This window comes from Phytopseudomonas flavescens (assembly GCF_900100535.1).
In the GTDB taxonomy this organism is placed as follows: domain Bacteria; phylum Pseudomonadota; class Gammaproteobacteria; order Pseudomonadales; family Pseudomonadaceae; genus Aquipseudomonas; species Aquipseudomonas flavescens.
In genome coordinates this window covers 113,097-135,890 of sequence record NZ_FNDG01000014.1, presented here as the reverse complement: position 1 = coordinate 135,890, position 22,794 = coordinate 113,097, and the positions used below count along the sequence as shown (strand labels likewise).

Sequence of the window (22,794 nt, the reverse complement as noted above, 5' to 3'; positions counted from 1 at the left end):
GCATCCGCCTCAACCGCCCTCGCGCAGGCGCAGGTGAAGGATCGGGAAGGGCCGTCCGCCGCCGTCGCGGGGCGAGCGGCCGACCACTTCGAAGCCCTGTCCCAGGTAGAACCCCAACGCCCTGGGGTTCTGCTCGTTGACATCGACGGCCCTGGCGCCGCGCACGACGGCATGGCGCAGCAGGGTGCTGCCGATGCCTTGGCCGTGGGCTTCGGGCGCGACGAAGAGCATCTCCACCCGGTCTTCGCGGCAGCCGCAGAAGCCACTCGCCGTGCCCTGGGCGTCGCGCACCACGTGCAGCTCCAGGGGGCGCAGGTAGTGGTCGCGCAGCAATGGCTTGAGCACCTGGATATCGCTTTCGTCGAGAAAGTCGTGGGTGGCGCGCACGGCGTCCTCCCAGACCGCCAGCAAGCGTGGCAGGTCGGTGTCGTGGGCGATTTCGGGGGTGTGCATGGTCAGGCCTCTCACCGGCGGGGCCATGGATGATGCGCACCCATGCCGGGCTTGTCACCGTCGAGGGCGGCGTCTCGGTTAGCAGGCCGTTGAAAAACCGAGACGCCGGGATCGACATTTGCTGCGGATGCCCCCTGCCCCGCGCGGCTCGCCAGGCCGGCGCCCGCCGCGCCGCGGCTGATCCTGCTGGACAACCCGTTCGACGTACTCAACCAGTTCAACGACGCACAGGACCACGCCACCCTCGAGGACTTCCTCGACCTGCCCGGCGCCTACGACTGATTCCCGGTTTTTCCGACTGGAAGCGGCGATGCGCTGCGCGCTGAACAACCCGCCCTTCGGGCGTGCTCTCCACCATCATGCATGCGCATATGCGGCGGGATAGACACAGGGGGACACTGCACGGGCGCGGCTCGACAGCCAGCGCCAACCCATGCCACTGGGCGAAAACCTTGAACCGCGCTCGTGCTGCTTCAGTCGCATTTCAATCGGTACCGGCAAGCAGCAGGCTGCCTGGAGCGGCCTTGGCGCCTGCCGGAACACCTCGACCAGCGAGCGGAGAACCCCATGAAAGCCAGCGATATCATGACCCGCGGCGTACAGACCATCACGCCGGGCCAGACCATTCACGAAGCGGCGGCGATGATGGCGCGCATCGACTGCGGCGCCCTGCTGGTCAATCAGGATGATCGGCTGGTCGGCATGATCACCGACCGCGACATCACCATTCGCGCCGTCGCCACCGGCCTGCCCGGCGAGACCCCGGTCAGCGAAATCATGAGCGGTGACATCCACACCTGCTTCGAGGACGAGGACGTCCGCCAGGTGGCGCGCAGCATGGCCGAGAACCAGGTGCGTCGCCTGCCGGTACTGAGCCGCGACAAGCGCCTGGTCGGGGTGGTCTCCCTGGGCAATATCGCCCAGGAGGATGACGATGAAAGCAATGCAGCATTGCTGCGCAGTGTCACCGGGGCGCACTGAATCGTGCCGGCTACAGCCACGCGAAGGCGCCCGGTTGCGTGGGCAGCGGCCTGCGTGCACGGCATTGTGCCCGGCGCATCGTGCTGCGGTGAATCGCCGTGAAGCGTATCCATATCGGTATTTCCGGCTGGCGCTACGCACCGTGGCGGGGTGAGTTCTATCCCCCTGGCCTGCGTCAGAAGAGGGAGCTGGAGTTCGCCTCCCGCGCTGTCAACAGCATCGAAATCAACGGTTCGTTCTACGCCTTGCAGACGCCGCAACGCTACGCCGGCTGGGCCAGCGAAACACCCAGGGGCTTTCGTTTTTCGGTCAAGGCGCCGCGCTATATCACCCATGTGCGCCGCCTGAACGAAGTGGCCGTACCCATCGCCAATTTCTTCGCCTCAGGCCCGCTGCACCTGGGCGACAGGCTCGGCGCGTTCCTCTGGCAATTCCCGCCGAGCATGGCCTTCGATGGGCAGCGCTTTGCCGATTTTCTCGCCTTGCTGCCCAGTGACACCGAACAGGCGCTGCGTTGTGCCCGTAAGGCGGATCGCCACAGCGAAGGTAGCCTCGACGTGCCCCACCACCAGCGTCTGCGACATGCCGTGGAAGTCCGCCATGACAGTTTTCGCGACCCGGCCTTCATCACTCTGCTGCGCAAGCACGAGGTGGCCCTGGTGTTCGCCGACAGCGGCGGCAAATGGCCCTATGCCGAAGACCTGACCAGCGACTTCGTCTACCTGCGCCTGCACGGCAACAAGAGGCTCTATGCCAGCGGCTACGACGAACCGGCGCTGGCCCGCTGGCATCGGCGCATCGCCACCTGGAGTCGCGGCAACCAGCCCGGCGATGCGCAGTTGATCGATGCCCACAAGCTGCGGGCCAGGGCCTCGCGCGAGGTCTACTGCTACTTCGACAACGACCTTAAGGTCCGCGCGCCCTACGATGCCTACTCGCTCTTACAGAAGTTCGACCTGGCCGAGGAGCTGCCCAATGCCCCTGGCCGGTCGCCAGGAGTTACCCCATGAGCACCCACCAGCCGGCGCCCACCGAACTGGCCACTGCGGTACACACGCTGAAGATTCTCACGGTCAACACCCACAAGGGGTTCACCGCCCTGAACCGGCGTTTCATCCTGCCGGAGCTGCGCGACGCGGTGCGCACGTTGTCGGCGGACATGGTGTTCCTGCAGGAAGTTCACGGCACCCACGAGCACCACGCCAAGCGCTATCAGGACTGGCCACCGACGCCGCAGTACGAGTTCCTGGCCGACAGCATGTGGCCACAGTTCGCCTATGGGCGGAACGCCGTGTACCCACATGGCGACCACGGCAACGCGCTGCTCTCGAAATTCCCCATCCTGCGCCACGAGAACCTGGATATTTCCATCGGCACCCAGGAACAGCGCGGCCTGCTGCACTCGGTGCTCGACGTGCCGGGCCACGCCGAGGTGCATGCCATCTGCGTACACCTCGGGCTGCGGGAGACTCACCGCAAGCAGCAGCTCGGCCTGCTCTGCAAGGTGCTCGACCGGCTGCCTGCCGACGCACCGGTGATCGTCGCGGGGGATTTCAACGACTGGCGCAAACGCGCCGATGGGCTGCTGGCCGCCAGCGGCCTGAAGGAAGCCTTCGTCAGCGAGCATGGCGCGCCGGCGAGGAGCTTCCCGGCACGCTGGCCACTGCTGTGCCTGGATCGCATCTATGTGCGTAACGCGACGACTCACAACCCGCAGGTGCTGTCGACCCGGCCCTGGTCGCACCTGTCGGATCATGCACCCTTGGCTGTGGAGATACGGCTATGAAGTACGACTGGCGTGATGGCAACCAGGTCGATTTGCTGATCAACGGCGAGGATTTCTTCCCTGCCGTGTTCGACAGCATCCGCAACGCCCAGCGCGAGGTGCTGCTGGAAACCTTCATCATTTTCGAAGACAAGGTCGGCATGGAGCTGCAGGAAGCGTTGATCGCCGCCGCCACCAACGGTGCTCGTGTGGAGATAACCGTGGACGGCTACGGTACCGCCGACCTGTCGAAAGAATACGTCGCGGCCCTGGTCGCCGCCGGCGTGCGCGTGCACATGTTCGACCCGGGCAAGCGCCTGATGGGCATGCGCACCAACCTGTTCCGCCGCCTGCACCGCAAGATCGTGGTGATCGACAGCGAAATCGCCTACATCGGCGGCATCAACTTCGGCGCCGATCACCTCGATGACTACGGGCCGATGGCCAAGCAGGACTACGCGGTACGCGTGCGCGGCCCCATCGTCGCCGACCTGCACGCCGCCAGCGAGCGCCTGCTCGAGGCGCGGGACAAGCGTGAGGTGGCCCTGCGCCGCAGCAACCAGCCGACCCAGCATCGCCACGCCGGCAACAGCCGGGTGCTGATGACCATACGGGACAACGGCGACGACACCACGACCATCGAACAGCACTACCTGGACGCCATCCGCAAGGCCCAGCAGCGCCTGGTGGTGGCCAACGCCTATTTCTTCCCGGGCTACCGCCTGCTGCGCGAATTGCGCAACGCGGCGCGGCGTGGGGTCAAGGTCACCCTGATCCTTCAGGGCCAACCGGACATGCCGCTGGTGCGGTTGTGTTCGCGGCTGACCTACAACTACCTGCTGCGCGACGGCGTGACCATCTACGAATACTGCCAGCGCCCGCTGCACGGCAAGGTGGCGCTGGCCGACCACGAATGGTCGACCGTGGGCTCCAGCAATCTGGACCCCCTGAGCCTGTCGCTGAACCTGGAAGCCAACGTGATCGTTCGTGACCCGGCCCTCAACCGCCGGCTGTACGAGCACCTGATGGAACTGGCCACCTCGAGCTGCAAATCGGTGCCGCTCAAGCGGGTGATGCGCGGCTACTGGTGGCGCGCGCCGCTGATCTTCATGTGCTTCCACTTCCTGCGCCACTTTCCGGCCATCGCCGGCTGGTTCCCGGCCCACTCGCCGCGGCTCAAGCTGTTGCAACCGAAAGTCGAGGCGCCACAGTGCAGCACCCTGCAGATCGACCAGGAGAACGTCTCGTGAGCGAGCCCGACGACAAGCAAGGCAAACCGGTATGGCGCTGGGCCAAGCGCCTGCTGACCCTGTGCTTTTTCATCCTGGTGCCGGTGCTGCTGTTCATGCTCGTCAAGAACCTCGACTGGCAGGAAGTCAGCCAGGCCTTGCGCGGTTACAGCAGCGGCATTCTGCTGGCTGCTATCGGCGTCTCGGCGCTGAGCTACGCCGTGTACTCGAGCTTCGACCTGATCGGCCGCGCCTACACCGGCCACAAGTTGCCGGCGCGGCAGATCCTGCCGCTGACCTTCGTCTGCTACGCCTTCACCCTCAACCTGAGCTCCTGGGTGGGCGGCGTGGCCTTGCGCTATCGCCTGTATTCGCGCCTCGGCCTCAAGGTCTCGACCATCACCCGCGTATTGAGCATGAGCCTGATCACCAACTGGCTGGGTTACATCCTGCTGGCAGGCGTGATCTTCACCTTCGGCCTGCTCAAGCTGCCGGAAGGCTGGGCCATCGGCGCCACGGGCCTGCGCATCATCGGCCTGGCGTTGCTGGCGGTGGGCATCGGCTACCTGCTCGCCTGCCAGTTCTCCAAACGCCGGACCTGGAAGGTGCGTGGCCATGAACTGACACTCCCTGCGCTGCCGATGGCGCTGCTGCAGGCGGGCCTGGGTGCACTGAACTGGTCGCTGATGGCGCTGATCATCTACCTGCTGCTGCCGCAAGAAGCCTTCTACCCGATGATTCTCGGCATTCTGATGATCAGCAGTATCGCCGGGGTGATCACCCATATCCCGGCCGGGCTGGGCGTCATCGAGGCGGTGTTCATCGCCCTGCTGCAGCACGAAATGTCCAAGGGCAGCATCGTCGCCGCGCTGATCGGCTACCGGGCGATCTACTTCCTGTTGCCGCTGGCCGTCGCCTGCGTGGTGTATCTGGTGCTGGAAAAACGCGCCAAGAAGCTGCGCCAGAACAGCAATCAGGAAGCGTCCAGCGAAGCGACCGACCCGGCCTGAGGGTCAGCATCGACAGCGGCCCTGCTGACCCAGGTCAAGGGCCGCGAAGCCAGACGCGCTAGCTTGAGTTCGAGACTCACAGGAGTGCGCGACATGGCCAAGAAGTTCCCCCTGCATCCGAAGAACCCCGAGCGCGTCTGCTGGGGGTGCGACCGCTATTGTGGTGCCGACGACCTGGAGTGTGGCAACGGTGCAGGCCGCACCCAGCATCCCATCGAGATGCTCGGTGACGACTGGTACCTCCATGGCGACTGGGGTATCGAGCCGCCCAACGCGCAGCAGAAATGAAAGCAGCGCGAGGTCTAACGCTGCGTTAGAGGTAACAGCGCCGCAACCAGCGCTGGCGATGCCCGATACAGCGGAACATGCCCGCGCAGCAATACCTGTGCGTTGCGTCGATACGCCGCGCTGCGCACCTGCAGCCTGCCGTCGTGTTCACGCGCCACCACCGTGGTGGCGAGAACGCCCGCCGGGTTCTCGATGGCCACCTCGATATCGGCGAACTCGCCCGAAGGCGCGGCAAGGCCCGCGGCCACCTGCCAGGCCACCGAGCCCGGAATCAATGCGGCGGCAGCCAGGCAGCAGCCACCGGACACCGCCATCGAAGCATGCAGCGTCTGGGGGGTGAAATAGCGCACCGAAAGATTACCCTCCCCCCCGGGTGGGCCGACGATGCAGACCTTGGGCTGGGTTTCGCTGCGCGCCAGCTCGTCTGCCGTCATCAGCTCACCATCGCGGCGGCGCAGCCCCATGCGCAGACCGGCCGCCACCCACAGGCGGCGCAAGTCGGCCATGAAGGCCTGGTCGTCGTGCAAGTCGGCGAGGGGCTCATGGGCGGTCTTGCCGAAATCGCTGGCCAGGGCGATGACCATCGGCACCGCCACATCGACACAGGACACCGCACGCCCGTCGATCCGTTCGACCGCATGACCGGTCGGCAGCAACTGCCCGGTCTTGGCGCCCACGGGGTCATGCAGAAACAGATCGACAGACGGAAACTCGCCGCTGACACCGGGGATCGACGCGCAGACCAGCGCGCCTACGGCAGTACGCCCGATACGCCCGGTGCTGATCACCCCGGTATTGCTGTTGCGAATGCCGATGTCGCGGCTTTCGCCCGGCGCGACCGTGACCAGGCCGACATCCAGCGCCCAGAGTGGCAAGGCGCTGGACAGGTTGCCGCAATTCACGCTCCAGTCGATGGCCGCGTGATCACCGGCGAGTTGCGCCAGGGTACTGACCAGTCGCTGGCCATCGCCGGCCGCTTCCCAGTCGACGAAAAACACCTTGTTGCTGGTCGGGGTGCCGCGCCCAAGGCCGGTGATCTGCCGGTTGCCAGGCTGCGAACCACTCAGCGGCACGCCCATCAGGTGGCGCAGCAGCTCTTCGCGCAGCGCCGGATCGGCAGGCGCGAACGGCTCCCAGATCACCAGCCCGGTGGACGTCCCACCACGCACATGGTGCACCGGAAACTCGAGCAAGCCGCCACGCAGGCGGGGCTGGAATTCGGCAAGCTGCACTATCCGCATCGGGCATGTCCTCATGCTGGGTGGGCGCCCATCTTAAAACCTGCTCGCGGTCTTTGCTTGGCTGGCCAATAGGAGCCATCGTTAAACCCAGCAAATCGAATGTCCGCTTACGCCGGCAATTTCATCGGTTGCGGCCGCTCCGTCATCCCTCGTCGCGGTGTCCGGCCAACGTGCGCGTGGACGGCGTAGCGGTCGTTCGCCAGTCAGTCTCGGCGTGAATGGGCGGGTCGATGTGAAGATCGTGGGCTGTGCCACGCGTGGAAAGGCTCCACACACCCTGCAAGGCCTGCAACGCCTCGTCGATGTCCTTCTCCGGCACTGCCGCGAAACCGAGCACCAGGCCGGCACGCTGATCCAGCGGCGTATTACCGCCGGGCAGCCAATAGCCGCTGAGCGAAGCGATCTCGACGCCGACGGCGGCCGCTCCGGTGACCAGTTCCCGCTCCCGCGCGAGGCTCTCGCAGCGCACGCTCACGTGCAGACCAGCGTGCACCTCGGGCAATGGCGCGCAACCCGGCAGACGTTGCGGCCAGCCTGCAAGCAACGCGTCACGGCGAGCGCGGGCTGCGTTGCGCATGCGGCGGATATGCCGCTGAAAATGCCCGGCAGCGATGAACTCGGCCATCACCGCCTGGGTGCCGATTTCGGAATGACGCATATCCACCGCGCGACGCCGGGCGAAGGCAGTGGCCAGGCGCGGTGGCAGCACCAGATAGCCAAGCCGCAGCGCCGGAAAGGCGATCTTGCAGAAGGTGCCGACATAGAGCACACGCTGCCCACGATCCAGTGCGGCCAACGGCGCCAGGGGCGTGCCGCTGTAACGGTACTCGCCGTCGTAGTCGTCCTCGATGATCCAGGCATCGTTGCGCTCGGCCCAGTCGAGCAGCGCCAGGCGCCTGGGCAGCGACAGCGTCACCCCGGTCGGATACTGGTGCGAAGGCGTGACATAGGCCAGCCGGCACGCCCCTGCCCGCTCCAGCGCTGCGACATCCAGGCCGTCGCCATCGACGCCGATGCCCAGCAGGCGCGCACCGGCAACGCTGAAGGCATGGCCGGCGGCACGGTACCCCGGATCTTCCACGGCCACCGGGTCACCCGGCTCGACCAGTAATTGCGCGCACAGGCTGATCGCCTGCTGTGCCCCGCAGGTGACGATGATCTGCGCCGGATCGCACTGCAGGCCCCGACTGCTGCGCAGGTAGGCGGCGATCAGTTCGCGCAGTTGCGGGTCACCCGCCGGATCACCATAGCCCAGCCGTGCCGGTGACGGCCTGCGCCAGAAACGCGCCGACAGCCGCGCCCAGGTCTCGAACGGAAACAGATCGAAAGCCGGCACGCCAACCCGAAAAGCCCGCGGTGCGCCGGGCAATGGCGCCGGCAGGTGGTACTCCTCGAGCCGTTGCAGCATGGCGCTGCTGGTCGTCCCCGGCGTTTCACAAACTGGCGGCTCCGCCACTGCGGCAATGGCGGCTACATAGGTGCCATCGCCTACCCGACCCTGCACGTAGCCTTCGGCATAGAGCTGATCCAGCGCGCGGTTCACCGTATTGCGGGATACGCCCAGGCGCTCGGCCAACTGCCGGCTGGCAGGCAGCCGCGTGCCGCCAGGCAGGCGGCCATCGAGCACGCGTTCGCGCAGGGCTTGGTAGAGCTGGCGAGACAAGCCCTTGCCAGGCTGCAGATGCAGGCCGGACAGATCCACCGGCAAAGGTGCTGAATACGCCATGGATTGGCCCCACGAAAGTCACTGAAAATGGATCTTACAACAGACCAATAGCGGTTCTAGCATTAGTCCGTCCATCTACGGGAATGCCCCATGTACGTACCCTCCGCTTTCCGCCAGAACGACCTCGCCGCCCTGCACCGGGAGATTGCCGACTGCCGCCTAGCTACCCTGATCAGCCATGGCGAGAACGGCCTGCAAGCCAGCCATCTGCCCTTGCTGCTGCGCCCCGAAGAAGGCCCACACGGTACGCTGTACGGCCACCTGGCACGGGCCAATCCGCACTGGCGGGTGCTGGGAGGTGGTGAAGCGCTGGTGATTTTCAACAGCGCCGATGCCTATATCAGCCCGTCCTGGTACCCGGCCAAGGCCGAGCACGGCAAGGTGGTGCCAACCTGGAATTACACCGCAGTGCATGCCTACGGCCAGGCTGCGATTTTCGATGACAGCGAGCGCCTGTTGAGCCTGCTCGACGAACTCACCGCCCGTCACGAGAACCCACGCCCGCAACCCTGGGCACTGAACGATGCCCCCCAGGATTACATCGCCGGCATGCTGCGCGCCATCGTCGGCTTCGCCCTGCCCATCGAGCGCCTGGAAGGCAAATGGAAGCTCGGCCAGAACCGCAGCGAAGCGGATCGCCAGGGCGTGCATGACGGCCTCAGTGCCAGCGCTGATCCCCGCGACCGCGCCCTGGCACAGCGCATGAATGACTAATCATCGAAGAGACCTGGATCATGGAAATACGCGCAATCACCGCTGACGATCAGGCTGCCTGGTCGCCACTCTGGCAAGGCTATCTGCGCTTCTACAGGCAGCAGATGCCCGAGGCCACCACAGCCCTGACCTGGCAACGCTTTCTCGCTGACGACGAGCCGATGCATGCGGCCCTCGCCTGGCACGACGGGCGTGCCATAGGTCTGGTGCACTGGATCTTCCACCGCTCCTGCTGGACGACCGGCGACTACTGCTACCTGCAGGACCTGTTCGTCGACGAAAGCGTTCGCGGCAGCGGCGCCGGGCGCGGGCTGATCGAACATGTTTACGCTCATGCCAAGCTGGCTGGCGCCTCGCGGGTGCACTGGCTGACCCATGAAAGCAACAGCACCGCCATGCAGCTCTACGATCACATCGCCGAGCGCTCCGGCTTCGTGCAATACCGCAAGCAGTTGTAATCAGGAAACCAGACCATGACCGACGACACCCTGCTCGACTGGACACCCGTTTCGCCGCCACCTCGCAGCGCCATCGACGGCCGCTACGTGTGCCTGGAACCGCTGGATGCAGCAGCGCATGGCGATGATCTCTGGCAGGCCTTGCAAGGTGTGGACAGCGACCCTGCCTTGTGGGATTACCTGCCCTATGGTCCGTTCGTCGAGCGCACCGGGTTCGATGCCTGGCTGCGGAGCAGACAGCCCACTAGCGACCCGCTGTTCTTCACCGTGATCGACAAGGCCAGCGGACGCGCCGTCGGGCTGCTGTCCTTGCTGCGTATCGCGCCAGCCGACGGCTGTATCGAAATCGGCCATATCGCCTTTGGCCACGCCATGCAGCGTTCTCCGGCGTCCACGGAAGCGATCTGGCTACTGATGAGCCTGGCGATGGACGGGCTCGGCAATCGGCGCCTGGAGTGGAAATGCAATGCACGCAACGCCCGCTCGCTGCGCGCCGCCGAACGCCTGGGTTTCGTTCACGAGGGGTTGTTTCGCCAGCACGCGGTGATCAAGGGACAGAACCGCGATACCGCCTGGTTCTCGATCATCGACAGCGAATGGCCAGGATGCCGCGACGCCCTGCAGCGTTGGCTGTCGCCCGACAATTTCGATGGGCAGGGCCAGCAGCGGCAGCGCCTGGAAGCCCTGCGCACCCGGTAAGCACGGCAACCTCGAGGCGATTGCAGCCAGCGCGGAAAAACACGGCAGGCAACCAGTGGCCGGCAAGCCGGCTGCGCCCCCTATCTGCCCGTTGAAAAAACGTAGGCGAGGCAGCGGCAACGCCGGTAGTTTTTCAACAGCCTGCTATTGCACCTGCACGCTGGCGGTCATGCCGGCACTCAGCTGGAGATGCTCGGGCAGCGCCTCGAGCTTGATGCGTACCGGAATGCGCTGGGCCAGGCGCACCCAGTTGAAGGTCGGTTCGACATTGGCCAGCAACTGGCCGTCCGGGCTGGCGTTGCGGTCGGTGATGCCGCGGCTGATGCTCTGCACCTCGCCGCGGATCTCCTGCTCGCCGCCCATCAGCCAGACTTCCACAGGCGCACCGACCTGAATGCGCGGCAACTTGGTTTCCTCGAAATACGCCTGCACGTAGAACGAGTTGGTATCCACCAGCGCCATCACCGACTGGCCCGCCGTCACGTAGTTGCCCTGCGCCAGCACCAGGTTGGTGACCTGACCGTCACGGGGCGCGCGCACTTCACTGCGCGCCAGGTTGAGCTGGGCGATACGCAGATCGGCCTGGGCCTCGCGGAATTCGCTGCGCGCCATCTCGGCGTTGATCTGCGCGTTCTCGCGCAGTTCCGCACTGATGGCCTGGGAGCCCAGGCGTGCGCGCCGGGAGGCTTCGTGCTCGCGCAGACTGAGCTGCTGCCTGCGGATATCCACCACGGCCTGAGCCTTTTCCACCGCGGCCTGATAACGATCACGGTCGATGCTCATCAGCAGATCGCCCGCCTTCACCTGCTGGTTGTCGCGTACCTCGAGCTCGACCACCCAGCCCGATACGTCCGGCGCGATGGTCACCACGTCGGCACGTACCCGGGCATCGCGAGTCCACGGCGAATACAGGTAGTGCTGCCAGATCCAGGAGCCGGCGAGAACTGCCGCAACCACCATGGCCAGGGTAATGCCGACGCGAATCGTCGAACGCATGTCGTTTCTCCTCAAGTTCCCAGAACGGCGATGATTGCCGCCAGGACACAGACGAACAGGGCACAATCGAACAGGGCTTCGTGCCAGATCCATTGCGCCAATCCCACGCGCTGCAGCCCCATGCGCAATACGCCGGTGAGCAGCAACGCCAATACCGCATAGGCCGCCATGGGACTCAGCAATACGCCGCCCAGCGACCACTCATGCAAGCCCATGGGCTTCTCCTCTCAGGTGGCACCAGTGGCGCCAGCCGGTTTGCAACTGCAGCAGCGCGGCCTCGGCCAGACGCCGGTCGACACTGGGCGCACAGGCGCGCAGGGCATCCTGCAGATCCGCCACGGCGCCGCTCAGATCGTCCTCGCGACCCGCTGCAGGACCACGCTCCAGTACATCATCGAGACGTCGCAGAAAACGGCGCTGCGACCGGGCCAGTTCGGGATCGGCATTGGCCAGGCAGGCGCGCAGGTGCAACAGTTCGTCACCCAGATCGAGACCGGCCACGCCGTCGTCCCAGCGGCTGCGCGCCTGATCCGGTCGCGCCGGATAATGCCGGGCGAGCTGCAGCAGACGATCCGCCATGCGCCCACCGAACCAGTTTTCCGCACGGCCCAGTTCACGCCGGGTCAGACGGCCGAGATCCACCAGAATCGCATGCATCAGACGACGGCCGTGCCACACCGGGTTACGCAGCACCACCAGGCGAAACGCCAGCACGGCGAAACCAACCCCCATGAGCATGCCCGGCGCTTCGTTGAGAAAGAATTCGACGTTGTAGCCAACGCCTGGGGCGGGCAGACAGAGCACGATGAAATGCAGGCAGAAAGAAGTCGAGGTGGCGGCCAACGGCGGCCTGGCCATGCCCAGCACACCAAAGAACAGCGGCACGCCGAGCACCAGGCAGAGCATGACGAAACCATCGATCTGCGGCATCAGAATCTGGCCGACGAAGAACGCCACCGGCAGTGCATAGAAAATCCCGCGCAGGAACATCATGCCGATCTGTGGTGCGGCCTCGAGCCGTGCGAACAGGCTGCAGACCACACAGGCCAGCAGCATGGCACCGGTTGCATGGGTCCAGGCGGTGGCCAGCCAGAAGGCCGCCAGGGTCAGGAACGCCAGGGCGCTGCGCGAGCCATACACCAAGGCGCTCTGCCAGTCGTAATGCCAGGACAGCGCTCGCGGTGCATCGGCAGGCGCCCTGCCCTGTTCGACGGCGAGCAGGGCCCGGCTGGCATCCTCGATGCGCAGCAGCAATACCGCCATGCGCTCCAGGCACAGCTGCTGGCCGCTATTCAGCTCATCGTCCTGCGCGGCCCGGCGCAGACGCTCGATCAATTCCGGCAGATCGCCATGAGCGTCCTGCAGTCGCTCGTCCACCTCCTGCAACCAGGGGGCGACAGCTTCGGCTTCGCTGCTGCTCAACTGCCGCCATTGCCGTGCCACACCACGAGCCAGACGCAGCACGCCAAGCAGATCGCGACTGAGCACGCGCAGGGCAATGGCGCGCTGGCGGCCGCGTTCACCTTCGAACCAGGCGTGCTCACGTTGGGCATCCACGGCGACGATACGGGCCAGCGCTTGCAGCAGCCCCTGGCGGGCTTCGGCCTCGCCGGTCAGCGCCTGGCGCGCGGCCTTGACGCCGGTCTGCCAGGCGTCCCGTGCCTGCTGCGCCAGCTGGCGTTCCACCCGCTGCGGCCACAACAAGGCGCTGCTGAGCGTGGCGCAGACGATGCCCAGGCAGATCTCCGTGGAACGGGCGATGGCTTCGTCGAAGATCACATGAGGCTTGCCGATGGCCGGCAGGCCGATGATCGCCACCGTGTAGCCAGCGAGCACGAAGGCATAGGACCAGGCGCTGCGCAGCATGGTCGAAGCTGCCGTACACATCGCCAGCCACAGCGCGAAGGCGAGCAGGAACAGCAGCGGCGTCTGGGCGAACAGCGCCATCATCACCACCGCCATGAAGGTCCCGACCAGCGTGCCGAGCAGCCGCGCCAGACCCTTCTGCACCACCATGCCAGACAACGGCTGAGCGACGATGAAGGCGGTCATCAATGCCCACTGCGGCTGCTCCAGCCCCAAACGCAACGCGAGCCAGAGCGCCAGACCACCGCCGAGCAGGGTCTTGATCGCGAACTGAATGGCTTGCGAGCTTGGCGCGATGAACGCCAGCAGGGAATCACGCACGATGGTTACCTGACACGCTGGTTACCTGAAAAGCGGCAGTTGTCTGAACATAGCCGTAGCGAAACGGTTCCGCCTCCGTGCAGAAAGGCAAATTATTAGCTAGCTAACTATATGCTGTCCAGAGGGCTGTCGCGCTTTCACATCCGCGCCCCTGAAAAAATGCACACGAAAAAAAGGGCGACCGAAGTCGCCCCAATGCCTTGCGTGCTCGTGAATCCGGATTCAGCGCGGCTTTTTCTTGCTCGCGTCTCTCCAGATGAAATACGTGAACCCGGCGCAGAACAGAACCATCAGCCCCACGGTGCCGATACCGGCGAGAACCACCACATCGACGAACATGCTGCCTCCTGCATCCGTTGCTCGGGTATGGGGCTACGTTAACAGCGCAGCGCCTGACGCCATTGATCCAGATCAAGGGCAGCGCGGCGCCGGCTGCAAAGGGCCGGCAGCACCTGATCTGGGTCAACGGAAAGGGAATGGAACGCGATGCACGCCCCCCCACGGGCGGGATGCGTGGCGGGGAATCAGGGTGGCAAGGCAGGCGACCGCAGCGTGCAGCGCGGCGAGCCGTCAGCGCTTCTTCGGCTTGCCCTTGGACTTCTTCTTGCCCTTGGGCATCGGCAGCGCCTGCTCGAAGGCATTGCGCATGTCTTCGAGCTTTTTGTCGCGCAGGTCATGGATGCGCTTGTCGCGCTCGGCAGTGAAGTCGATCAGTTTCACATCGTTGCTCATAGCGGCGCTCGGATCAGACGAAACGTAAGGTTCAGGCGTGGCGCGCACGGCTTGCGCGTTTTCGCCACCTGATGCTGCCAATGATGCTGGGTCTGGCCGCCCATGACCAGTAGCGAGCCATGCACCAGCGTAAGTGACTGTTCGATGCGGTTGTGGCCCTTGCGACGCAGGTCGAAGCGCCGCGCGCCTCCCAGGCTCAGGGAGACCACCAGCGGCTCATCACCCAGCTCGCGCTCGTCGTCGCTGTGCCAGCCCATGGAGTCCTGGCCGTCGCGATAATAGTTGAGCAGTGCGCCGTTGAGCGGGTACCCCAGCGCATCCAGCAAACGCTGGCGAATCTCGGCGAGCAGCGGTGTCCAGGGCAGCGGCTGATGGGTCATGCCGGAGTAGCGATAGCGTGCTTGAGCATCCCCGTACCAGGCGGTCAGCCGAGGCACCGGATGGCGGCGGCCGTAGAGCACGACCTCGGGCTGCTGCCAGGGCGTCTCGCTGACCAGTCGCTCGAGCCAGTGATCCGCCGTAGCGCGGTCGAGCCAGTCGGGCAGATAGCGGAAGTCGGCATCCGGCAGATTCGGATCGGGGCTGTCGAACAGATCAGCCGGGGTGGGATCGGTGCTGCTCAAACCTCGACATCCACCCACAGCCCCTGGCGGGGCAATTGCTCGATGGCCGGCTCGTCGGCTTCATCGACATCGCCCTCGGCGAGCTCGGCCGCGCTATAACCACGCCGTTGGCGACGGCGCTGCTCTTCACGCAGCCGCTCCTCCACTTCCTGGGGGTGGCGCTTGTCCAGGCCGACCGCATCTTCCTGGGCCGCCTCGGCAGTCGGCGTGACCGGGGCGATTTCCGGGCGCGGCTTGACAACGTCCTGCTGGGCAGTGACCGGAATCAGGCTACTAGGGATGGGTGGCAGCATGGATAAATCCCCTTTTGGGGTATGTCGGCCATCGAGCAGGCAGCTTTAATGGGTGCTAACTACACTTTCCGACCCGACATCGGGCAATAAGTGCCAAACCCACACCATGCACCTTTGGCCGGGGCCCGGCGTTTCCGGTACCATAGGCGGCTTTTTTAACAGGTGGAGACAGGCAGCATGGCGGAGTATCAACCGGGGCAACGCTGGATCAGCGACAGCGAAGCGGAACTGGGCTTGGGAACCATCCTCATGCAGGACGGCCGCATGCTCACCGTGCTCTACCCTGCCACGGGAGAAACCCGCCAGTACGCCACCCGCAATGCGCCGCTGACCCGCGTGCGTTTCTCTCCGGGCGACGAGATCACCCACTTCGAAGGCTGGAAGCTGACCGTGCGCGAAGTCGACGATGTCGACGGCCTGCTGGTCTACCACGGCCTCGACGCGCAGAACAACAACGTCACCCTGCCGGAAACCCAACTCTCCAACTTCATCCAGTTCCGCCTCGCCAGCGACCGCCTGTTCGCCGGGCAGATCGACCCCATGCCCTGGTTCTCGCTGCGCTACCGCACGCTGGAGTTCACCAGCAAGCAGGTGCAATCTTCGCTGTGGGGCCTGGGCGGCGTGCGTGCACAACCCATCGCCCACCAGTTGCACATCGCCCGCGAAGTGGCCGACCGTATCGCCCCACGGGTACTGCTGGCCGACGAAGTGGGCCTGGGCAAGACCATCGAAGCCGGCCTGGTGATCCACCGCCAACTGCTCTCGGGGCGCGCCAACCGCGTGCTGATCCTGGTACCGGAAAACCTGCAGCACCAGTGGCTGGTGGAAATGCGCCGGCGCTTCAACCTGGAAGTGGCACTGTTCGACGCCGAACGCTTCATCGAGAGCGATGCCAGCAACCCGTTCGAAGACGCGCAACTGGCCCTGGTCGCCCTGGAGTGGCTGTGTGAGGACGAAAAGGCCCAGGACGCGCTGTTCGCCGCCGGCTGGGACCTGATGGTGGTCGACGAAGCGCACCACCTGGTCTGGCACCCGGAAAAGGCCAGCCGCGAATACAGCCTGGTCGAACAGCTGGCCGAAGTGATCCCTGGCGTGCTGCTGCTCACCGCCACCCCGGAACAGCTTGGCCAGGACAGCCACTTCGCGCGTCTGCGCCTGCTCGACCCGAACCGCTTCCATGACCTGGCCGCGTTCCGCGCCGAAAGCGCCAACTACCAGCCGGTCGCCGAAGCCGTACAGGAGCTGCTCGACCAGGGTCGCCTGTCCGACGAGGCCCACAAGACCATCCAGGGTTTTCTGGGGGCCGAGGGTGAAGCCCTGCTCGCCGCGGTCGCCGACGGCGATGTCGACGCCAGCGCCCGCCTGACCCGTGAGCTGCTCGACCGCCATGGCACCGGCCGCCTGCTGTTCCGCAACACCCGCGCCGCCGTGCAGGGCTTCCCCGAGCGCGAACTGCACGCCTACCCGCTGCCGAGCCCCGACGAATACATGGAGCTGCCGCTGGGCGAGCATGCCGAGCTGTACCCGGAAGTCAGCTACCAAGGCCAGGCGGACATCGAGCAAGACCAGCGCTGGTGGCGCTTCGACCCGCGCGTCGAGTGGCTGATCGACACCCTGAAGATGCTCAAGAAATTCAAGGTACTGGTCATCTGCGCCCACGCCGAGACCGCCATGGATCTGGAAGACGCCCTGCGCGTGCGCTCCGGCATTCCCGCCACGGTGTTTCACGAGGGCATGAGCATCCTCGAGCGTGACCGCGCCGCCGCCTACTTCGCCGACGAAGAATTCGGCGCCCAGGTACTGATCTGTTCGGAAATCGGCAGTGAAGGCCGCAACTTCCAGTTCGCCCACCACCTGGTGCTGTTCGATCTGCCGGCGCACCCGGATCTGCTCGAGCAGCGTATCGGCCGCCTCGACCGTATCGGCCAGAAGCACAAGATCCAGTTGCACGTGCCGTACATGGAAAACAGCCCGCAGGAGCGTCTGTTCCAGTGGTATCACCTGGCGCTGAACGCCTTCCTGGCCACCTGCCCGACGGGCAACGCCCTGCAGCATCAGTTCGGCAGCCGCCTGCTGCCGATGCTGGAAAACGCCGACGATGGTCAGTGGCAGACGCTGATCGACGAAGCCACCGCCGAGCGCCAGCGCCTGGAAAGCGAGCTGCACGCCGGTCGCGACCGGCTGCTGGAGCTCAACTCGGGCGGTGCCGGTGAAGGCGAATCACTGGTCGAAGCGATCCTCGAACAGGACGACCAGTTCGCCCTGCCGATGTACATGGAGCAGTTGTTCGACGCCTTCGGCATCGACAGCGAGGATCACTCGGACAACGCCCTGATCCTGCGCCCCAGCGAGAAGATGCTCGATGCCAGCTTCCCCCTCGGCGACGACGAAGGCGTGACCATCACCTATGACCGTGACCTGGCGCTGTCGCGCGAGGACATGCAGTTCCTCACCTGGGAACACCCCATGGTGCAGGGCGGCATGGATCTGGTGCGCTCCGGCTCGATGGGCAACACCTCGGTGGCGCTGATCAAGAACAAGGCGCTCAAGCCTGGCACGGTGCTGCTGGAGCTGCTCTACGTCAGCGAGGTGGTGGCGCCGCGCAGCCTGCAACTGGGTCGCTATCTGCCGCCGGCGGCGCTGCGCTGCCTGCTCGATGGCAATGGCAACGACCTGGCCGGCAAGGTTTCCTTCGAAACCCTCAACGACCAGTTGGAAAGCGTGCCTCGGGCCAGTGCCAACAAGTTCGTGCAGGCGCAGCGTGATGCGCTCAACCCGCAGATCGCGGCCGGCGAAGCGAAGATCCAGCCCCGCCATGTCGAGCGCGTCAGCGAGGCCAAGCGTCGCCTGGCTGCCGAGCTGGACGAAGAACTGGCGCGCCTGACCGCCCTGCAAGCGGTCAACCCGAGCGTGCGCGACAGCGAACTGGCAGCCCTGCGCGAGCAACGCGAACAGGGCCTGGCGATGCTCGACAAGGCCGCCCTGCGCCTGGAAGCCATCAGGGTGCTGGTCGCCGGTTGAGCCTCGCGAGTTCGCCTTCCGTGCGCGGCGGGCGAACTCGCGCGGGCCGCGTAGGCCGAGGCGCGAAGCGACGATAACCCGTCGGACTTCGCGCATGGCGTCGATGGGTATCGCTTCGCTCGAGGCCATCCCATGGCCGCCTTGCCCCGATCCTCTCTACACCATCTGCAACCGCTGCTTGCGCCCCGGCGCGGGGTAGGCGCTGTCGATCTCCTGCAAATCGGCTTCGCTGAGCTGCAGGTCGGCAGCGGCGGCATTCTCGGCCAGATGCAGCGGGTCACCGGCCTTGGGAATCACCAGCACACCCGGCTGGCGCAGCGCCCAGGCCAGCGCCACCTGCGCGGCACTCGCCCCGTGCCGTTGCGCGACCTGACGCATGGCCCGGTTGGCCAGCAAGGCACCGCCCTGCCCCAGCGGACAATACGCCATCAAGGGCATGCCCTGGCGTTGCTGCCACGGCAACAGGTCGAACTCCACCCCACGCTGTTGCGGGTTGTAGAGCACCTGGTTGGTGGCACAGGCTGGATCACCGAGTTCTTCGAGGTCATCGAGATCGAAGTTGGACACGCCCCAGCGGCCGATCTTGCCCTGCTCGCGCAGCCGTTCGAAGGCCTCGACCGTCTCTGCCCATGAGTATTGCCCACGCCAGTGCAACAGGTAGAGGTCGAGATGATCGGTGCCCAGGCGCTTCAGGCTGCGTTCACAGGCCGCTACCAGACCGGCACGGCTGGCGTTGTGCGGATAGACCTTGCTGACCAGAAACACCTGGTCCCGCCGACCAGCGATTGCCTCGCCAACCACCTCCTCCGCACCACCCTCGCCATACATCTCGGCGCTGTCGATAAGGCGCAGACCGCGTTCGATACCTTCACGCAACGCCGCGACCTCGGCCTGCCGGTGCCCCGGATCCTCGCCCATCCGCCAGGTGCCCTGGCCTATCACCGGTACCCGGGTGCCGGCCAATTCGAGTGTTCGCATCATGGTTCCTCCTGCTAATTGCATCCTGACCCATACGCCACTCGCTCGGTTCAGGTTGTGCGCCTGCGGCTCACGCCCCGCATAGAGGGTCGGCGAAAAAACTCGCGCAGCTACCGTGATGAATTTTCTGCTCGGCGGACAGAGCACAACGTCACTCAGCGACTACGCTGGGGATAAAGGACAAGCCAGGGCCACTTCACGATGGGCGCACTATGGCGATCCGACCCAGCACCGCCTGTCAGCGAGCGTGAAGCCGCCACCGCGGTGCAGCTCGCCCCCCGGCGACCTTCACACCCTGTACGCTGGGCGGTCGTCGTGATCCTGTTGCTCCTGCTGGTGATCGCCGTTGCCCTGTTGATCCATGAACTGCGCACGGCCTACTTCCAGTCCAGCGAGCTGAGCCGCTACGCCGCGCAACTGACCTATCAGATCGAAGACGGCCCCAGCGACGCCATTCTCTATCCCGGGGCCGGCCCTTTCGATCGACGCATGGGCTACAGCCATCTGCCCACGTTCATTGAGCGCCTGCAGCACAGAGGCTTCGAGGTGCTGCAGCAGAGCCGCTTCTCGCCGGCACTGATGGCCTACGCCGAACGGGGTTTCTTCCCGCCCTTCACGGAGAAGGCGCAAACCGGCATCAACATCGAGGACTGCCGCGGCACGCCCTTCTACACGGTTCGCAATCCCCGGCAACGCTACAGCGACTTCGCCGAAATCGCCCCACTGGTGGTGAGCAGCCTGTTGTTCATCGAGGATCGCCAGTTGTTGGTCAGCGATCCCGCCGAAGCCAACCCGGCCGTGGACTGGCCACGTTTTTTCAAAGCAGCGTTCTCCCAGCTCGGTAAATACGTCGGCCTGCAGGATCAGTCCGCAGGCGGCAGTACCCTGGCCACGCAACTGGAGAAATACCGGCACTCGCCGGACGGCATCACCCATGCGCCGGCGGAGAAACTGCGGCAGATGGTATCGGCCAGCGTGCGCGCCTATCAGGGCGGCCCACAAACCCTCGAAGCCCGGCAGAACGTCGTGCGCGACTACCTCAACAGCGTACCGCTGTCGGCAGCGCCGGGGCACGGCGAGGTGCACGGCCTGGCCGACGGCCTGCGCATCTGGTACGGCGCCGACTTCGCCACCACCAACCGCCTGCTCGATCCGCGGCGCTCGGCCGGAGCCAGCCCGGCTGAACGCGGCCTGGCGCTGCGCCAGGTGCTGTCGCTGATGATCGCCCAGCGTCGGCCCTCATATTACCTGTCCCAGGGACGCGACGAGCTGGCCGCGCTGACCGACAGCCACCTGCGTCTGCTGGCCAGCGGCGGCGTGCTGGATGACCCATTGCGCGATGCGGCCCTGGCACAACAGCTGACTTACCGCGACTGGCAGACCGACCCGAACCTGCAGCGAATCGACGGTGACAAGGGCATCAGCATGGCCCGCGCGCGGCTGGCCAGCCTGCTCGACCTCTCTTACTACCAGCTCGATCGCCTCGACCTGCAGGCACGTTCCAGCCTCAACTCGGACCTGCAGCAGCAGGTCACCCTCTACCTCGAGCAACTCGCCGACCCGGCATTCGCCGAGACCGTAGGGCTGTTCGGCGACCGCCTGCTGTCGCCCAGCAAGACCGCCGACGTGCGCTACAGCTTCACCCTGTTCGAACGCACGCCCAATGGCAATCAGGTGCGGGTGCAGACCGACAACACCCACCAGCCCTTCGACATCAACGAGGGCAGCAAGCTGGAACTGGGCTCCACCGCCAAACTGCGGGTGATGGCCACCTACCTGGAAGTGATCGCCGAACTGCACGCACGGCATGCCGGCATGAGCACCGCGCAACTGCGCGCTCAGGACGTCGCCGACCAGGACCTGCTCAGCCGCTGGGCCATCGACTACCTGCTGCGCTACCCCGGGGCCGACCTCAGCAGCATGCTCGACGCGGCACTGGAGCGGCGCTATTCGGCCAGCCCGGCGGAGCGCTTCTTCACCGGTGGTGGCCTGCACAGCTTCGGCAACTTCCGCCGCGAGGACAACGGCCGGCTGCCGACCCTGCGCGAGTCATTGCGCGAATCGATCAACCTGCCGTTCATCCGCCTGATGCGCGATCTGGTGCGCTACAGCACCTACCAGGCACCGGGTAACAGCGCCGAACTGCTCAAGGACGACCGGGATCCAAGGCGCCAGGAGTACCTGAGCCGCTTCGCCGACCGCGAGGGCACCACCTTTCTGCTGCGTTTCTGGCGCAAGTACCAGGGCCAGTCCGCACAGCAACGGCTGGACACCTTCATCGGTGGCCTGCGCCTCACCGACACGCGCCTGGCTGCCGTGCATCGCTACCTGATGCCGGGTGTCGATCAGGCCACCTTCGGTAGCTTCATCAAGGCCCACCTGCCAGGCAGCCAGCCAAGCGCAAAGCGCATCGCCGAGCTGTATACCCGCTATGGGCCGGGTGCCTTCAGCCTGCCGGATCAGGGCTACATCGCCCGGGTACACCCGCTGGAGCTGTGGCTGCTCGCCTATCTGATCGATCATCCCCAGGCGGCGTTCGACGATGCCGTGGCCGCCAGCCGCGGCGAGCGCCAGGAGGTCTATGGCTGGCTGTTCAAGAGCCGCCACAAGAGCGCACGGGACAGCCGCATCCGCATCATGCTGGAGGTCGAAGCCTTTCTGGATATCCATCAGCGCTGGCAGAAGCTGGGCTACCCCTTCGAGTACCTGGTGCCGTCGCTGGCCACCGCCATCGGCAGCTCGGGCGACCGGCCGGCGGCCCTGGCCGAGCTGATCGGCATCATCCAGAACGACGGCGTGCGCCTGCCCACGGTGCGTATCGACAGCCTGCACTTCGCCGCCAACACGCCCTACGAAACGCGCCTGGGCCATGTGCAGGAACCCGGCCGCCGGGTCATGGCGCCGGAGGTCGCCGCCGCGCTGCGCGGTGCGCTGTCTCAGGTGGTCGACGGCGGTACGGCGCGGCGCCTGCAAGGCGCCTTCACCCTGGCCGATGGCAGCCCGCTGATCCTCGGCGGCAAGACGGGCACCGGCGACAATCGCCTGACCAGCGTGGGCCGCGGCGGCCAGGTGATCAGCTCACGGGTGCAGAACCGCACCGCCACCTTCGTGTTCTTTCTCGGCCCGGATCACTTCGGCACCCTCACCGCCTTCGTCCCCGGCCGCGCGGCGGAGAACTTCCGCTTCACCTCCGCATTGCCCGTGCAGGTGCTCAAGGGCATGCAGCCGATGCTCGCGCCCTACCTGCAAACCGCCGCCCGCACCCTCTGCGCCCCGCCACCACAGCAGCAGACGGCGCATGCTGGAGGAAGGCCGCCTACTCCGTGGGAGGGGCTTTAACCGCGAGCTCTACGCCTGGCCAGTCGTAGGGTGGATGACGCTCTTTTCATCCACCATTGCG

22 protein-coding genes are annotated in these 22,794 nt (G+C 65.7%); 11 read left to right on the top strand and 11 right to left on the bottom strand.

Annotated features, from left to right (window positions below; genetic code table 11):
- Positions 1-9 precede the first annotated feature (9 nt).
- Entirely contained in the window at positions 10-453 is a 444-nt protein-coding gene (locus BLR94_RS17925; protein ID WP_084306204.1) for a GNAT family N-acetyltransferase, read from the bottom strand.
- Between the two features lie 567 nt (positions 454-1,020).
- Here BLR94_RS17925 and BLR94_RS17920 point away from each other — a divergent pair.
- The 6 genes from BLR94_RS17920 to BLR94_RS17895 all read left to right on the top strand — a co-directional run bounded on the left by BLR94_RS17920 (position 1,021) and on the right by BLR94_RS17895 (position 5,726).
- Positions 1,021-1,434: a CBS domain-containing protein gene (locus BLR94_RS17920; protein WP_084306157.1), complete on the top strand. Its 414-nt coding sequence runs from the start codon at positions 1,021-1,023 to the stop codon at positions 1,432-1,434.
- A gap of 98 nt (positions 1,435-1,532) precedes the next feature.
- Positions 1,533-2,444 carry a DUF72 domain-containing protein gene (locus tag BLR94_RS17915; protein WP_084306155.1) on the top strand — a complete coding sequence of 304 codons (912 nt, stop codon included), beginning with the start codon at positions 1,533-1,535 and terminating at the stop codon, positions 2,442-2,444.
- Complete coding sequence (locus BLR94_RS17910) at positions 2,441-3,220, top strand: endonuclease/exonuclease/phosphatase family protein (RefSeq protein WP_084306153.1); 780 nt, start codon at positions 2,441-2,443, stop codon at positions 3,218-3,220. The genes BLR94_RS17915 and BLR94_RS17910 overlap by 4 nt, the downstream gene beginning before the upstream one ends.
- On the top strand, positions 3,217-4,449 hold the full coding sequence (clsB, locus tag BLR94_RS17905; RefSeq protein WP_084306151.1) for a cardiolipin synthase ClsB: 1,233 nt from the start codon (positions 3,217-3,219) through the stop codon (positions 4,447-4,449). Before BLR94_RS17910 ends, clsB begins: the two co-directional genes overlap by 4 nt.
- Positions 4,446-5,438, top strand: coding sequence for a lysylphosphatidylglycerol synthase domain-containing protein (locus BLR94_RS17900; RefSeq protein WP_084306149.1), 993 nt, complete (start codon positions 4,446-4,448; stop codon positions 5,436-5,438). Before clsB ends, BLR94_RS17900 begins: the two co-directional genes overlap by 4 nt.
- Positions 5,439-5,531: 93 nt before the next feature.
- Positions 5,532-5,726, top strand: coding sequence for a DUF3079 domain-containing protein (locus BLR94_RS17895; RefSeq protein ID WP_084306147.1), 195 nt, complete (start codon positions 5,532-5,534; stop codon positions 5,724-5,726).
- A gap of 14 nt (positions 5,727-5,740) precedes the next feature.
- Here BLR94_RS17895 and BLR94_RS17890 read toward each other — a convergent pair whose 3' ends face one another.
- Positions 5,741-6,967: a PrpF domain-containing protein gene (locus tag BLR94_RS17890; protein WP_090423738.1), complete on the bottom strand. Its 1,227-nt coding sequence runs from the start codon at positions 6,965-6,967 to the stop codon at positions 5,741-5,743.
- Positions 6,968-7,109: 142 nt separating this feature from the next.
- Positions 7,110-8,693 carry a MocR-like pyridoxine biosynthesis transcription factor PdxR gene (gene pdxR, locus BLR94_RS17885; protein ID WP_084306143.1) on the bottom strand — a complete coding sequence of 528 codons (1,584 nt, stop codon included), beginning with the start codon at positions 8,691-8,693 and terminating at the stop codon, positions 7,110-7,112.
- A gap of 90 nt (positions 8,694-8,783) precedes the next feature.
- Between pdxR and BLR94_RS17880 the strand changes: the two genes are divergently transcribed.
- From BLR94_RS17880 to BLR94_RS17870, 3 genes are read left to right on the top strand one after another with little or no spacing between them, the layout of a single operon-like run.
- Complete coding sequence (locus BLR94_RS17880; RefSeq protein ID WP_084306141.1) at positions 8,784-9,407, top strand: FMN-binding negative transcriptional regulator; 624 nt, start codon at positions 8,784-8,786, stop codon at positions 9,405-9,407.
- A 20-nt stretch (positions 9,408-9,427) separates the two neighbouring features.
- Positions 9,428-9,865: a GNAT family N-acetyltransferase gene (locus BLR94_RS17875; RefSeq protein ID WP_084306139.1), complete on the top strand. Its 438-nt coding sequence runs from the start codon at positions 9,428-9,430 to the stop codon at positions 9,863-9,865.
- Positions 9,866-9,880: 15 nt separating this feature from the next.
- Positions 9,881-10,564 (top strand): GNAT family N-acetyltransferase, encoded by a 684-nt coding sequence (locus tag BLR94_RS17870; RefSeq protein WP_084306137.1) that lies wholly within the window; start codon positions 9,881-9,883, stop codon positions 10,562-10,564.
- A gap of 144 nt (positions 10,565-10,708) precedes the next feature.
- Here the strand turns inward: BLR94_RS17870 and BLR94_RS17865 are convergent, their stop codons facing one another.
- The 7 genes from BLR94_RS17865 to BLR94_RS17840 form a co-directional block, all read right to left on the bottom strand.
- Positions 10,709-11,560, bottom strand: a complete 852-nt coding sequence (locus BLR94_RS17865) for an efflux RND transporter periplasmic adaptor subunit (RefSeq protein ID WP_084306135.1) — start codon at positions 11,558-11,560, stop codon at positions 10,709-10,711.
- A gap of 11 nt (positions 11,561-11,571) precedes the next feature.
- Complete coding sequence (locus tag BLR94_RS17860) at positions 11,572-11,775, bottom strand: DUF1656 domain-containing protein (protein WP_042552144.1); 204 nt, start codon at positions 11,773-11,775, stop codon at positions 11,572-11,574.
- A complete protein-coding gene (locus BLR94_RS17855; RefSeq protein WP_084306133.1) occupies positions 11,762-13,747 on the bottom strand; it encodes an FUSC family protein in 1,986 nt (661 codons plus the stop codon). The genes BLR94_RS17860 and BLR94_RS17855 overlap by 14 nt, the downstream gene beginning before the upstream one ends.
- A gap of 222 nt (positions 13,748-13,969) precedes the next feature.
- Positions 13,970-14,086: a cytochrome c oxidase subunit CcoM gene (gene ccoM, locus BLR94_RS28215; RefSeq protein WP_042552142.1), complete on the bottom strand. Its 117-nt coding sequence runs from the start codon at positions 14,084-14,086 to the stop codon at positions 13,970-13,972.
- Positions 14,087-14,317: 231 nt separating this feature from the next.
- Complete coding sequence (locus tag BLR94_RS27535) at positions 14,318-14,479, bottom strand: hypothetical protein (RefSeq protein WP_090423737.1); 162 nt, start codon at positions 14,477-14,479, stop codon at positions 14,318-14,320.
- Positions 14,476-15,102, bottom strand: coding sequence for an alpha-ketoglutarate-dependent dioxygenase AlkB family protein (locus BLR94_RS17845; protein ID WP_244158221.1), 627 nt, complete (start codon positions 15,100-15,102; stop codon positions 14,476-14,478). The genes BLR94_RS27535 and BLR94_RS17845 overlap by 4 nt, the downstream gene beginning before the upstream one ends.
- The gene (locus BLR94_RS17840) at positions 15,099-15,395 is read right to left on the bottom strand and encodes an aspartate-semialdehyde dehydrogenase (RefSeq protein ID WP_084306131.1); all 297 of its coding nucleotides are present in this window, start codon (positions 15,393-15,395) and stop codon (positions 15,099-15,101) included. The genes BLR94_RS17845 and BLR94_RS17840 overlap by 4 nt, the downstream gene beginning before the upstream one ends.
- Positions 15,396-15,572: 177 nt before the next feature.
- Here BLR94_RS17840 and rapA point away from each other — a divergent pair, with 177 nt between their 5' ends.
- On the top strand, positions 15,573-18,416 hold the full coding sequence (gene rapA / locus BLR94_RS17835; protein WP_084306129.1) for an RNA polymerase-associated protein RapA: 2,844 nt from the start codon (positions 15,573-15,575) through the stop codon (positions 18,414-18,416).
- Between the two features lie 156 nt (positions 18,417-18,572).
- Here the strand turns inward: rapA and BLR94_RS17830 are convergent, their stop codons facing one another.
- Positions 18,573-19,394 (bottom strand): aldo/keto reductase, encoded by an 822-nt coding sequence (locus tag BLR94_RS17830; protein WP_084306202.1) that lies wholly within the window; start codon positions 19,392-19,394, stop codon positions 18,573-18,575.
- A 201-nt stretch (positions 19,395-19,595) separates the two neighbouring features.
- On the opposite strand from BLR94_RS17830, the gene BLR94_RS17825 reads away from it, so the two are divergent.
- On the top strand, positions 19,596-22,733 hold the full coding sequence (locus BLR94_RS17825; protein WP_084306127.1) for a transglycosylase domain-containing protein: 3,138 nt from the start codon (positions 19,596-19,598) through the stop codon (positions 22,731-22,733).
- Positions 22,734-22,794: the final 61 nt, after the last annotated feature.